This is a genomic window from Polaromonas sp., from assembly GCF_049790275.1.
Lineage (GTDB): Bacteria > Pseudomonadota > Gammaproteobacteria > Burkholderiales > Burkholderiaceae_C > Polaromonas.
The window spans coordinates 1-12,761 of record NZ_JBAQYR010000147.1 but is presented as its reverse complement, the minus strand read 5'-3'; the positions used below and the strand labels follow the sequence as shown (position 1 = coordinate 12,761).

17 protein-coding genes and 1 pseudogene are annotated in these 12,761 nt (G+C 56.5%); 17 read left to right on the top strand and 1 reads right to left on the bottom strand.

The genetic code is table 11. The features are described 5' to 3' along the window. Nucleotides 1-11 precede the first annotated feature (11 nt). Complete coding sequence (locus tag WA904_RS19900; RefSeq protein ID WP_425198865.1) at nt 12-1,058, bottom strand: integron integrase; 1,047 nt, start codon at nt 1,056-1,058, stop codon at nt 12-14. 912 nt (nt 1,059-1,970) lie between these two features. Here WA904_RS19900 and WA904_RS19895 point away from each other — a divergent pair. The 17 genes and pseudogenes from WA904_RS19895 (at nt 1,971) to arr (ending at nt 12,653) form a co-directional block, all read left to right on the top strand. Then, complete coding sequence (locus WA904_RS19895) at nt 1,971-2,291, top strand: hypothetical protein (RefSeq protein WP_425198864.1); 321 nt, start codon at nt 1,971-1,973, stop codon at nt 2,289-2,291. Nucleotides 2,292-2,388: 97 nt separating this feature from the next. Further along, a complete protein-coding gene (locus WA904_RS19890; RefSeq protein ID WP_425198863.1) occupies nt 2,389-2,832 on the top strand; it encodes an ankyrin repeat domain-containing protein in 444 nt (147 codons plus the stop codon). A 697-nt stretch (nt 2,833-3,529) separates the two neighbouring features. Continuing rightward, nucleotides 3,530-3,973 (top strand): annotated as a pseudogene (locus tag WA904_RS19885) (GNAT family N-acetyltransferase); the annotation flags it as partial. 73 nt (nt 3,974-4,046) lie between these two features. Next, on the top strand, nt 4,047-4,349 hold the full coding sequence (locus WA904_RS19880; protein WP_425198880.1) for a hypothetical protein: 303 nt from the start codon (nt 4,047-4,049) through the stop codon (nt 4,347-4,349). Nucleotides 4,350-4,446: 97 nt separating this feature from the next. Beyond that, entirely contained in the window at nt 4,447-4,977 is a 531-nt protein-coding gene (locus WA904_RS19875) for a hypothetical protein (RefSeq protein ID WP_425198862.1), read from the top strand. Nucleotides 4,978-5,094: 117 nt separating this feature from the next. Continuing rightward, the gene (locus WA904_RS19870) at nt 5,095-5,394 is read left to right on the top strand and encodes a DUF3658 domain-containing protein (protein WP_425198861.1); all 300 of its coding nucleotides are present in this window, start codon (nt 5,095-5,097) and stop codon (nt 5,392-5,394) included. A 459-nt stretch (nt 5,395-5,853) separates the two neighbouring features. After that, entirely contained in the window at nt 5,854-6,108 is a 255-nt protein-coding gene (locus tag WA904_RS19865) for a hypothetical protein (RefSeq protein WP_425198860.1), read from the top strand. A 121-nt stretch (nt 6,109-6,229) separates the two neighbouring features. Next, nucleotides 6,230-6,733 carry a hypothetical protein gene (locus tag WA904_RS19860; RefSeq protein ID WP_425198859.1) on the top strand — a complete coding sequence of 168 codons (504 nt, stop codon included), beginning with the start codon at nt 6,230-6,232 and terminating at the stop codon, nt 6,731-6,733. A 103-nt stretch (nt 6,734-6,836) separates the two neighbouring features. Continuing rightward, nucleotides 6,837-7,424: a hypothetical protein gene (locus WA904_RS19855; RefSeq protein ID WP_425198858.1), complete on the top strand. Its 588-nt coding sequence runs from the start codon at nt 6,837-6,839 to the stop codon at nt 7,422-7,424. Between the two features lie 538 nt (nt 7,425-7,962). Beyond that, a complete protein-coding gene (locus tag WA904_RS19850; RefSeq protein ID WP_425198857.1) occupies nt 7,963-8,175 on the top strand; it encodes a hypothetical protein in 213 nt (70 codons plus the stop codon). Nucleotides 8,176-8,756: 581 nt separating this feature from the next. Further along, nucleotides 8,757-9,197 (top strand): hypothetical protein, encoded by a 441-nt coding sequence (locus WA904_RS19845; RefSeq protein ID WP_425198856.1) that lies wholly within the window; start codon nt 8,757-8,759, stop codon nt 9,195-9,197. An 88-nt stretch (nt 9,198-9,285) separates the two neighbouring features. After that, nucleotides 9,286-9,663: a hypothetical protein gene (locus WA904_RS19840; protein WP_425198855.1), complete on the top strand. Its 378-nt coding sequence runs from the start codon at nt 9,286-9,288 to the stop codon at nt 9,661-9,663. 255 nt (nt 9,664-9,918) lie between these two features. Further along, nucleotides 9,919-10,578, top strand: coding sequence for a cytochrome c oxidase assembly factor Coa1 family protein (locus WA904_RS19835; RefSeq protein WP_425198854.1), 660 nt, complete (start codon nt 9,919-9,921; stop codon nt 10,576-10,578). 93 nt (nt 10,579-10,671) lie between these two features. After that, nucleotides 10,672-11,028 carry a hypothetical protein gene (locus tag WA904_RS19830; RefSeq protein ID WP_425198853.1) on the top strand — a complete coding sequence of 119 codons (357 nt, stop codon included), beginning with the start codon at nt 10,672-10,674 and terminating at the stop codon, nt 11,026-11,028. A gap of 75 nt (nt 11,029-11,103) precedes the next feature. Then, the gene (locus WA904_RS19825; protein ID WP_425198852.1) at nt 11,104-11,727 is read left to right on the top strand and encodes a hypothetical protein; all 624 of its coding nucleotides are present in this window, start codon (nt 11,104-11,106) and stop codon (nt 11,725-11,727) included. 27 nt (nt 11,728-11,754) lie between these two features. Continuing rightward, nucleotides 11,755-12,162, top strand: coding sequence for an iron chaperone (locus tag WA904_RS19820; protein WP_425198851.1), 408 nt, complete (start codon nt 11,755-11,757; stop codon nt 12,160-12,162). Between the two features lie 95 nt (nt 12,163-12,257). Continuing rightward, nucleotides 12,258-12,653 (top strand): NAD(+)--rifampin ADP-ribosyltransferase, encoded by a 396-nt coding sequence (gene arr / locus WA904_RS19815; RefSeq protein WP_425198850.1) that lies wholly within the window; start codon nt 12,258-12,260, stop codon nt 12,651-12,653. Nucleotides 12,654-12,761: the final 108 nt, after the last annotated feature.

The window sequence follows — 12,761 nt, the reverse complement described above, 5'->3', positions numbered from 1 at the left end:
TTACGACTGCCTCACCGCAAAGCAGACATTCCTTGCTCACCAGTGATCGAATCCAGCGGACTCATTGTCTGCCCGGCCTCAACCTTCAGCACGTGGGTGTAAAGCATGGTGGTGCTCACATCAGAGTGGCCCAACAGCTCCTGCACCGTGCGAATGTCGGTGCCCGACTGCAGGAGATGGGTGGCGAAGCTGTGGCGCAGCGTGTGTACCGTCACATGTTTGGCAATTCCGGCCTGCGCCACCGCTCGTTTGAGTTGTCGCCCGAGGCGCTCTTCAAACAGATGATGGCGCCGCTCCACGCCCAAGCGGGGGTCGACGGACAAATGGGGCGCCGGGTAAACCCATTGCCAGGCCCATGTCTGCCCCGCCCGCGGGTATTTGGCGTCCAGCGCGTGTGGCATGTACACGCCGCTTCGGCCAGCCGCGCGGTCTGCCGCCCACAAAACCCTGGATCGCATCAACTGGTCTCGCAGCGGCACCACCAGCGCGCGGGGCAACATCACTACGCGGTCTTTGTCGCCTTTGCCGCTGCGCACAATCATCACCTCCCGGTCAAAATCAACGTCTTTCACACGAAGACTCAAGCCCTCAGCCAATCGCATGCCGGTGCCGTACAGCATGCGGGCCAACAGGCCCTCCACACCGTCCATCAAGGTCGGTACGGACTGCACTTCCCCCGTTGTCAGCACAACCGGAATACGCTTGCGCTCCGGCGGGCGGCCTATGGACTGAAGCCATGGCAGGTCCTGGTCCAGCACCTGCCGATAAAGAAAGAGAAGTGCGTTCAGCGCCTGTCGGTGGGTGGCCGGAGAAACCTGGCGTTCATCGGCCAGCATGGTCAGGAAAGCTTCAACCTCGGCTTTACCCATGTCGCGCGGATGCCGCATTTTGCCGCCCCGCCCGTGCCACCGGATGAAGAATCGGACCCAATGCAGGTAAGCTTTTTCGGTTTGCAGGCTATAGTGCAAATACCGGATACGCTCACGCACCTGGTCCAGCAACCGCGTGGACTGCAAAGCTGGCGCGGCGACTTTGTCGGGGCCGTTATACCTGTTCATTTATACAGTATAGTGAGATAAACCCATGCTTTCAAACACTTTTTTGAACCAGGGTCACCGGTGTTATCTGACTGGTGGCCATGTTATTCCGCAGTTTTGCCGGATATATCAAAGTTAAGCCGCATGTATCCAGTTCCCGCGCACGCACAGCAGATCGAACGCGAATGGGCGCCGGAGTTGGCCGCCTACTTCGGGAGATCCGAAACGGATGTTCTGGCGAAGGTTCGACCTTGGTTTCAGTTCCCCCACGGGACTTTGCGCGTTGAGTTAATGGACGGCTCAACGATCCAGTTTAAGTACGCGGTCTTTGTCGTAGGCGAAGCGAAGAGGGCAATCGCGGTATTCACAGAGCACTGCGGAAATCACATTTTTCCGTACCATGAAGCAAAGGTGTTCCGAGATGACCTTCTCGTGTATGAGCAAGCGGTTTAACTGGTCGGCCAACACGGACCCGCAACTGCAGGAGGCGGCTTCGCCGCAAATGTTGCGGTCCGGTTGCCTTCGACGTTAGACCGCACAGCATGCGAGACGTTCTTGGCTCTGGCCTGTTCCGACTCTGGCTTCTGCTGGTCCTTGGGATGGGCCTCGCATACTCGTTCGGCTCCGGGAGCAGTAGCCTGGTGCCCGGTGAGCTCCTGCTGCAAGTCGGCTTCGGCCTCATATTTGCGGGAGGCGTCCTCGGAGCCGCGCGTACGGGTCGATGGTCCACCTGGGACGGGCCCATAGTTCCGAGCAGCATCGAGTGGTGCGTGGGCCTTACGGGCGCTACTCTCTTTGTCGCGCCTTTGTTGCACGTGTTGCTGCTGTTCTCGTGGATGTGGATCCGGGGGAGTGTGCTCTAACATGGCAATCGACACAGTCCTATCGGCCGGCTTTCGCCGGCCTACTGTCCGCCGGTCTTTTCTACGTTAAATGGCAACCTTGCAAGTTCAAACGCTCCCGCGATTTCAGTTCCGTGTCAGCACGGCCCTCGTGTGTTTCGGTCTGATTTTCTTGCCGTGGTCGGCGTATTTCTTCGACCGCCCAAACTTTCTGAACGACAAAGGGTTCGCCGCTGCAACCTTCAATTTCGTCGTTTATCATTTTTCTGCGGCGGTCCTGTTTTTTGGCTTTGTCGTTGCCTTTGGATCGTTGTTCTGGTTTGCATACAAGCGGCATTGGCGCGCGGTATTTCAGTTTTTTCTAGAAATGGTGGTGTGTGTTGGTGCGGTCATTCTTCTTCCTACCTACTGAACCATTTAACCCGTTGCTCGGCACGGACATGCAACCCAAGGCTGTCGCTTCGCGGCGCAGGTTGCGTGCCGGGCAGCGCCAACGTTAAATGTCAGCAATGCCAGATATTCGCGATGACTGGTTTGAGGCCGAGCGCCTGCATCGTGCGGCTGCAGATGGCGATATTTCGCAGATAGCTTCGCTCGTCCGAGGCGGCTTTAAGGTAAACGAGTTTGACGATCTCAGCCGAACCCCGTTGCATTACGCAGTTGATGGCGAGCACTACCTTGCGGCGCAGTGGCTGCTGGACAACGGCGCTGACATCAATATCAACGATGAGGCGATGATCGGCGAAACAGCACTTTGTTTTGCCGTTCAAGGAAACTATCCAGAGATGGTCGAGTTGCTTCTGCAGCGTGGCGGAAATCCAGATATAACAGGCTGGATGCAACTTACTGCCAGAGATCGTGCCCAACGGCGTAAGGACGATGACGGTCGAAAGATTGCTGAACTCATCAAGCGCTACCATCCTTCTCAGTCAAAGCAGTCGGGCCGCAAATGAAGCCGACACTTAACCCTTTGCTCGTCACGGACGCGCAGCAACAGAATGCCGCTTCGCGGCGTGTGCTGCTCGCCGGACAGCGCCAACGTTAAAGCGCATGACAACCCTCATTAGCGCTCGTCGGCCTCTCCTCGTTTGCGCGGGCCTGGTCTTCTTGTTGGCTTCGTTGTACGGGCTCATGGGGTTTTTCCAAGCTGTGATGTTGTTCACCGGCGAGCGTGCTCTGAAAAACTCAAACATTTGGAGTTCGGTGTTCCTGGTAGCTCTCGCCATGGCAGCAATGTGCTTTGCCGCGATCCGTCACAAACGCTCCAGTAGTGCTGCATATCTAGCCGTCGCTCGTGTTGTTCTGCTGGGTACCTGCTTGTTCCTTTCGGCCGGGGCTGCGTGGCGCGTCGCAAGCGACTACATGACGCTCGAATCGTGCCTTGATCTTGGAGGCAGTTTTGACTACGTTCGCTCAGTTTGCGACCTCGCCGAGTCTCATGCCGTTGTTTCCCTATTCGCGTGGCGCGGATTTTTCCTAACCAGCACACTCGTTTTCGCTGTCCCTGTCGTTATCGCTGCGGCGAGGCGACACAAAGCGAAGGAGGAGCCGAATGCGCCTTAACATGCCAATCGACGCGGACCCACACCAGCAGGTGGCGGCTCCGCCGCAAGTTGTTGTGGCCCGGTCATCTTCACGTTAGACCGGACTATGGGCGACTTCCCGACTCTCGAAACCCAGAATCTCCTCTTGCGGGAGATTGCTGACGCTGATGCGGCGGACTTGTTGAGGATTCATGGCGACGCCGAACATATGAAATGGTTCGGCTCGGATCCCTTAACGGACATTGACGGGGCGAAGAAACTGATCCAGACGTTTGCGAAGTGGCGTGAGGAACCTGCATCGGGCACTCGCTGGGGTATACAGCTGCGAAATGAGCCAGTCCTCGTCGGAACTTGCGGACTGTTCCGTTGGAATCGAACCTGGAGAACGTGCGTGACGGGATATGAAGTTTCTCCATTGCACGAAGGACGCGGCTACATGAAAGAGGCGCTGGCTGCAGTTTTTTCATGGGGATTCGGAGAGATGGGCCTGAACCGAGTAGAGGCACAAGTGCATCCCGAGAATCGACCTTCCCTCGCATTGCTGAAGAGGTTTGGTTTCGTGGAGGAAGGCTGCGACTCCGCCGCTCATGTTGGTGGTCCGGTTATCTCTACGTTAGACCGCAATGAACCATCGTTGGCGCCTCGAGATCCCTCGTCCCCTAGTCATTCCAGCCTTCCTGCTTCTGGCTGGCTTCTGGCTGGTCTTATTCATGTCAGATGCAGGAAACTTCTGGCACGGTGGTACCGCGGCGGGGCTGATCTTGAGCGAGGCCGTGGCAGCGATCGGAATCCTCGCTTTCGTGGATGTTCTGCGTTCTGACGCATCGAAGCGCGTGAAGGTGGCACTTGCCTTGCCAGCCGCCCCGTTGGTACTCTTCACCGCATTTGGTTTGTTCTATGCAGTCCAACGAGCAATTGCGGTCTAACATGTCGCTCGACACGGACCCACAACAGCAGGAGGCGGCTTCGCCGCAAGTGTTGGTGGGCCGGTCATTTTCACGTTAGGACTCAGAGGGAAACGCTATGGGATTTCATGTTGGCTGGTTCGCGGTGCGCGGGAAGACCTCATCCGAAGTCCGATCGGAGCTGGGTCTAGTGGAAACTGACTCGCGCGAGTTTGTGCCCGAGTCGGAACTGACTGGAGTGGAACTACCGTCAGGGTGGTATATGGTGTTCTGCAATGACTTGATAGCTGCTGAACTTGAGGCTGAAACTCTTGCCGGTCTTTCGCGCGGGGCGGAGGTAATGATGTTCCTGGTAGAAGAGGCCTCAATGGTTTCCGTTGCGCAAGGCTACGCTGGAGGTCGAAACATCTGGGAAGTTGTTCATGATTCGAACAGTGGTCGCGAGCACCTTCACGCTGAGGGGTCGTTGCCGCCTTCATTCGCGGTGGTTCGCGATAAGTTGGCAGACGAATTGAAAGAGGACAAGCATAGTGCCGACTACCTCTTTGACATTCCGGCCGCTCTGAGCAAGTCAATCATCGGCTTCAGACACGACGAAGACATTGCTGGAATTGAGGATGATGCGTTCACTGTTTTGGAGCGCGCATAGTGGCGCGCTTAAGTCCTAACGGGTCGGCCCACGCGGACACACAGCAGCAGGTTTCCGCTTCGTGGCGCTTGCTGCGTGCCGGTGGCCTTCAACGTTAGGTTTCACTGAATGTCATCAATGACATCCCACGACGTCACTCCGGATCCACCGATGAGCCCAGAGGAAGCATCCGTTGCGGCTTCGCTGAGCGCAGATTTCATCGCGCGCATTGATACCGAACTCCTAAGCCACGCTCGTCGAAGCTCGAGAAAGGTGGCGATGCTGGTCGGAATGGCAATGGGCAACGAAGCCGTGCGCGTGCCGGGCCTGCCCGACCTCTTCTATGCCCAGCGCGTGCGGGCCTTGGTGGAAAAGGGCCTCCTTATCGGCGAGGGCAACCTTGCCTTCATGCGTTACAGCGAGGTTCGACTACCGTGAGGCCGATGGTGAAACCTAACAAATCGTTCGAGCGGACGCGTGAGGGATAAAGTGCCAAGCTCATACGTCGGCGCGCGCGCCGCTCAACTCAGTCGTTATGTCGCATGAAGCCCCGCACTAAACTTGTACGCATTTGGCGGCGAACACCTGCGTGGCTTGCGGCGGCTGGGGCAATTGCCCTTTTTTGCGCGATCTCCTTTGCGGCAGCTGTTTTTCTGCCTGGCCCACCCAATCATCTGAAGGAGTGCCAGGCCAAATGCGGCAGCCGCAATGCTCAATTGGTTGATGACCATTCGTGGCCGATGTCCGCGAAGGGGCAGTACCGAACGGTGTGCCAATGTTCATAGAGGGGATGCGCATGCCACATAACATGTCAATCGACGCGGACCCACAACAGCAGAAGGCGGCTTCGCCGCGACTGTTGGTGGTCCGGTCATCTTCACGTTAGAGCGCAGAAGCATGCCCGAGAAGATCAAGTGCCACCAAGTCCGATATCGGCAAGGCTTCGTTGAAATCACAAACGTGCATGCTGGCTGCGTTAACCTCGAAGTGTGGAATATTCATCCAGACACAGATATTGCGGAAGCATCCCTGGAGTCCTCTAACATCCCAGATGCAGCAGTGATCTCAAACACTGAAATTGAACTAAACGTTCCGCAGGCGAGACGGTTGATTCAGCTTCTTCAGATTGCCATCGACCAGGTGGAGAAGTGAGCGCCATGCGGTCTAACATTTTGCTCGACACGGAAACACAACCAAAGACGGCGGCTTCGCCGCTATGGTTGTATTCCGGTCAGCGTCGACGTTATGCGTCATTAAGAACTGGGAGGGGCCTGTGAACGAGCGTCGCGTAGTGGCACTGTTGGTAGTTGTCGCAGTGCTTGTGTTAGGAAACATTGGTGCTACCGTCTACTTTGGAATATCGAAGCCGGCCAGCACCGATTCAGTGAATTCGGGTTCTGCGGCATCCCGTGAGGTATCAGAGAAGGATGCGGCCAGTCTAGTGCGCAATGTCGTCTCGCTATACAACGAAAACAAAATTCATGAGCTCTATTTGACGTTCGACGATCTGGCCCGCATTCAAATTTCCGAGCAGAAGATGGCGGAGGAGATGGCGAAGTTGCGCGCCCTAGCCGGAAAGGTCGACGACTACGCGTTCCTGAACAGCGAAGTCGCAGGGAAACAGGGCGATAGGCCGGTGATCACGCTCATTTACAAAGCGCGGTTGTCCGGGGCTACCTTCACATCTGGAACGCTCCGCGTATCAGTAATGAAGAAAGAGGGGCAGTTAGCGTTGCTTGGCTTTTTCGTGAACGCGCAAAGTACCCCGACGCAATGACGCATAACAGGTCGATCGACACGGCCGCACAGGCGTATTCGTGCGCTGCACGCACACATGTCGGGTGCGCCGGTCATCTCCAACGTTAAAGCTCTTAGAACTCATGCGCATCATCTTTCCCCTGCTATTTGCCGCTCCTGTTCTTGCGTTTGCTCAGGGCTCGGCTTCCTGCGTTGGTGCACCAGCGGACGCAATCACCGCAGTTCCGTCCGTCATAAGTCAGTGGCTTACTGTCGAATGTGGCGAATTCGGTCATGTTTTGTCCCCTGCGCCCGGCTATCGATGGCGCGCTAACTCCAATGGTCGGGCACTTGATTTCCCGGCACTTGGGCTAGGTCGAATACCGGCAAATAACGTCGACGGTATTCCGCTAGTTGTGGGTCGAACAGGTGCCTACCCTCCGCTACTCGGCGGTAAGCTCATGTCTCCGCATGACGCATTTTTTTCAAAATCACAACTCACACTCATGGAAGGCGAATTACTGAACGCTGCAAATGTGGAGGCGTCTAAACAGGCGGGCTACGCAGGGCCATACTCGAATGGTTTTCTCTTTGATGTCCTCAGCAATCAAGGTTTCCAATACCGCGTATACATACTTGCAAAGGACGCGCAGCCACACATGGTTCTGGCGTTCTTTGAGGCACCGCGGCAGCATCGGAAGCAAGTCACCCTGTTAGTCACAAAGCAATGAATAGCTTTAACTGGTCGCTCGACACGGACCCGCAACTGCAGGAGGCGGCTTCGCCGCTGGTGTTGCGGTCCGGTCAGCTCCAACGTTAAAGCTCATGGCCGAGCGTCTGATCCACTGCCCCTTCTGTCGCCGCGCAATGGCCCGCCGCGATGGTCACTTGTATTGCGAAGCTGGTGAGACAGGGTTGGCGCCGATCGTTGAAGAGGCAATCCTTAGCGCGACTGACGTGGTAGAACCGACGACGAGCAGTAGTGGCACTGCTTTCACGTCGAATGGCTTTGGCTGCCCCAACTGCGCTTCATCTCTGGAAGTGTCGGCGGGCGTGATGGCCTGTGCTTCCTGCGGTCTTACACTCCCATTGAGGCTGCACCACATTCTGGTGGAGCACCATTCCCACAAGCGCGAAAATGAGCTTTAACATGTCAATCGACACGGACCCACAACAGCAGGAGGCGGCTTCGCCGCTCATGTTAGTGGTGCGGTCATTTTTACGTTAAACCGCATGTTTCAGTGCCCTGCCTATGCTTCTGGCGAACTCGTGAACCTGGGTGACTTCGTGGACGTCGGTGCGGGGTCTGGACCACATATGCGTGTCGTGGTGATCATCCCTACCTCAGAGGCGGTTGAAGGTTTCGATGCAAGCCAATGGAAGTACCTGGAGCGTGGTGTCCTGTTGCAGGACACAAAGGTCTTCGGGCTGCTGCACTTGGAAGAACTGAACGAGGAGTGCCTTCATGTCCAAGCTGTTTAACTGGTCGCTCGGCACGGACACGCAACATCAAGCAGCCGCTTCGCGGCAAATGTTGCGTGCCGGGCAGCGCCAACGTTAGCCTGAAATGAGTTCATCACGACTTCGATGGATTGCTATTGCTTTTTCGGCTACTGCTGTCTTGGCCTCTTGCGCGAGCGGAAGCGTGGACAGGTCCGCCTGGGTTTACGTGCCGGGGTACTTTTTCCCGTCTAGTTTTAGCCCTAATACATGCCACGGAGGCAACGGTGCGCAATTTGGTGTTCGTGCGCCTCGCGTGGACGATCCGGCGAAGCTCTGGATACTGGTGCCTCCCACACTCGAGGCAAAGGAAGCGGTCACCCGATGCAGGTTGAATATGAGAGTTGAGCCGGGAAGTCCCGAAGGCATGAAGAGCATGGCAAGTTGTCTCCGCCAAAGGGGTTTTGCAGTGGAAGTGGAGAAGATGTACATAGAACCCGAGAGATTCAGTTGCTAGTTGGTATTTTTCATTGTGGTAGCGGTGTGGCTAACTGGTCGTTCGAGCCGAGGTCCCTCTGCAAGCCTCGGTCCGCAGCTCAACTTCGACGTTAGATCGCTTGCCTATGTTCACACGCGCGGGAATCAGCTTCACCAAGATTTGGTCTGACGATGACATGGTGGAGTTGCGAATCGAGGTGTCAGACGGTCGAAGCTCGTTCTCGAATGACGTATACGTCGGCCATGCTCAACTTGGGACGATCGTAGCCGAACTCGACACCTTCAAGACTCACATCTACGGCGGTCTCTACGACCTGCGGTTCGGGGAGTTCGGGCCTGAGTATGCAAATGGCGCGTTTCATGCCCGCCTTCATTTTCAAGAGCGGGGACTGCTCTACTTGACGGTCAAGAGTCAGTCGGAGTTCAATGACTACGGCAAGAAGAACGTGGCGAGCGATGCAACGCTATTTCTGAAGACAGAGCCAGCCCTCCTTGATAACTTCATCCGAGCAGTGGCCAGCTTGAGCAACGGAGCTGAAGAGAGTGCTCATCTTGAGGCAATCTAACTTGTCAATCGACACGGACCCACAACAGCAGGGGGCGGCTTCGCCGCTATGTGTTGTGGTCCTGTCATCTTCACGTTAGGCACCATCCATGCCTCACCTGCCTTACTCTATTGAACTGCACGACTCTAAGCTGGAGGCTATCGTTTCCGCCGACGGCGCCGCCATCCTGAAGCTAAGACCCGCATACGTCCACCGGAATGGTAAGGGTTGGGTTCAAAGCGCGGACATTCGCGTCGGCACGGCGCAGGTGGATCTCGGCGGAGCCGCTCTTCCTGCGAATCTCGCGGACGGTCGCATTACGAACGAAGGCGGTCCGTATCACAATCTGCTCGACCTACCACTCAAAATATCTGGTCCTGTGGTCGTAACTTTGGAGCTCTTCTCCGACGAAGTTATACGCGTCGCAGGGATACATGCCGAAGTTGTGCTTTACGGTGAACCGGAGTTCGTTGAAGATGTTGCCTAACCGGTCAATCGACACGGACGTCGCTTCGGCCGGCTCCGCCATCAGTCTGTTCGTCACTCTTGCCAGTGCAGATGCAGTCGGCTTGCTACCTAGCCGAGCCTTTGATGCACTGTTTAGTCCACTCTTCATGCTGGCTGTATACGTTGTATCGTTTGTGCTCAGTCCATGGGCGGCTGAACGTTTTCCCATCAACCGAGCGAGCAATGAAACTTGTATTAGTCACTCGCAAGCCGAAAATGTTTAACTGGTCGGCCCATGCGGACACACAACAACAGATTGCCGCTGCGCGGCGTGTGTTGCGTGTCGGTGGCCTCGAACGTTAGCCTGCACATGGACACATTTCAGCTCGGGGATTACTACGAAGACTGCTCGTTCCATCCGTGTCTCTGCACCGCGGTAGACGGCCAAGGTGGAATCAGCGGAATTTCTCTGATCGATGGGTCATCGCCCCGGTCTTGTGACATCTCGCACTGTGGCGTGCGGAAGCTGACGCTCGACGAAGTGATGCTCTGGAAAAAGAAAGGTCCGCAGAACCTCGATCACCCCTGGACACCGCTGCCGGATAAGCAGTGGTGGTGGCCGCAGCCAGTCGAGGGCCTCAATCCCGCTGGCGCACTGGAGTTCCTGTTCGAGTCATCCTTGAACTACCTGCGTAATTTCGCGAGATCGGAGTTGGGAGACGAGATCGTTGGTTGGTACGCGGCTGCGGGCAGCTTCAACGATGCGGGTGTAGGCTCGCCTGCTGAGGTTTCATACCAAGTGCGAGGCTCGGCCGCGCGCGGTAGCGTCCGAGTTGAGGCCGTGAAGGAGGGGCGGCTCTGGCCGATACAGAGAATTCTTCTCACGCTCGACGGTCAGAATGAGTCGCTCGTCTTCGAAGGAGAGAAAGTGAGAGGGTGTGGGCGTGCAGGCTAACTTGGCAATCGACCTGGACCCACAACAGCGGGCTGCGGCTTCGCCGCTCATGTTGGTGGCCCGGTCATTTTTACGTTATACGGCGGGTGAGCGATGAGCGTTGAAGCGGCTTTCCCGATCTTCGTTTTCGAAGGGAATGATTTGTCACTGTTCGATGACATTCATACGCTCACTACCACCCTCGAAGGCGTCGACATCGAAGACGGGATGTATCAAGCTTATGATTCTCGCGGGCGAGTAATTGGGTTGGAAGCCCATGGCGTGAAGCGCGGTGTTTTTATGGTCGAAATCGGCACCGTGGTGGTCAGTGGCATAAGCGCGCGTCCGAGTGTTGAGGAATTCGAAGAGCGGTTGCGTTCGTACCTCAAAGCTTGCGGCGCGGACTCCCGACGGGAAATGAGTGCGGAAGAACTTATCCATGCATGTATCAATCGTGCCCGTTCCCGATAGCATCGGGCCGCCGTATCACTGGCCGGCCAAGCGGCGACCGCCTACGGCGTCGCCTTACCTCCAACGTTATGCCGCATGACTGACGACCGCGCCAGGTTCCTACAGCTTGTGACCGGAGATGAATTCGAGCATTCGGGTGGGATGGTCCTTGCAGAAGCAGCTTGGGAGGAGTTCGCGCTTCGCCTGAAGCTGCGCGTGGAGCTCGGTGACCACGAGCCCACGCAGATCTGGACGGTACGGGTAGACCACTCGTATCACGAACGGCTGAAGTCCGAGTGGTCGGAAAGTGTCTACCTGGGTCGCGAACATCCTTCCTTGATCCCGTACACCCGACCGGAGTCCGACATCTACTTCACAGGGAATGCACTCTCGGCGCGCGAGCTATTGGGCATCGCGAGCCTTGCGTGCGCATCTGAGCTTGGTGAATGGCACGTCCCGTTGGATTTCCTGAACGAGGGGCTTGGGTTGGCGGCAGGACGCTGTGGCGCGCATGGCTTGCTCGGAAGGTTCCCGAATCCAGTTGTGTCGCGAATACTCAAGGAGCTCGCTGACTCTCCGATCACGCCCGTCGTTCTGAACGAGCGTGCGCCGTCATTCTGGGACGGCGCCGCTTGGGTGAACTACTCTGAGACCGCGGAGGCCTTCATCTTTGGCCGCTGCTTCGTGGTCGGCGAAGGGGTTCGAGTTGAAGCGGCATAACTACGTTAGGCCTCAAGGAGAAAGACTGTGGCAAAGCAAGCGAGCACGAAAACCGTTGTCATCGTCCCTGGAGGCGTCGACGAATACATAGAAGAGTGCCCGGACAAGGTACGATCTCTGTTGATGGACATTCGATCTGCGGTGCAGTCAGCGGCGCCTGGCTCCACCGAGACCACAAGCTACTTTCAGATGCCTGGATACCTCTATGAAGGGTATGACTACAACGGAATGTTCGCTTGGTTTAGCTTCAAGTCACCGAACGTGCGCTTGCATGTTCGCCCTCCGGTCTTGGAGAACCACAGAGAAGACGTCGGGGATTTCGCTACAACGAAAGCCATCATTAGTTTTCCCGTAAGCGGAAAGATCCCGAGAGCATTGGTGAAGAAGCTGGTGAAGGCGAGCATCACCGAGATGAAGAAGAAGGCACGCAGATAGAAATCAATTGATCTGGCGCAGGATGGCCTGTCGTGTGCCGTGGCGGGCTCGCTGATAAAATTGCGAGCCCTTCACCTTAAGCCGAAAGGAAGCTGATGGCGGAACTGGACCCTGGGCCGTTCTTTCATGGGACGAAGGCGGACCTAGCGGTCGGCGAGCTACTTTCCGCGGGCTTCAGGTCCAACTACAAGGCTGAAGTTGTGATGAATCACATCTACTTTACTGCCCTGGCCAAAGGCGCAGGCCTTGCCGCAGAAATAGCCAGAGGTGAAAGCAGGCCGCGAGTCTATGTGGTGGAACCAACCGGATCGTTCGAGAACGACCCAAACGTCACAGACAAGAAGTTCGCGGGCAACCCGACGCGTTCGTATCGAAGCAGGCACCCGCTGAAGATCATCGGTGAACTTCCGACCTGGGAGTTGTACGACTCGGAGTTCGTCCAACAACTAAGACTCCGAATCAAGGATGGCCTGGGCGAAATCATCAACTAGGGAATGAGTCAAAAGGTGCCACATGCCATACCCAGATTCAGCACCAAGCGTGCGGCCCAACCCTTCCTTCAAGCGGGCTGGCCTACGGCCAGCCGCTTAAGTCAAACG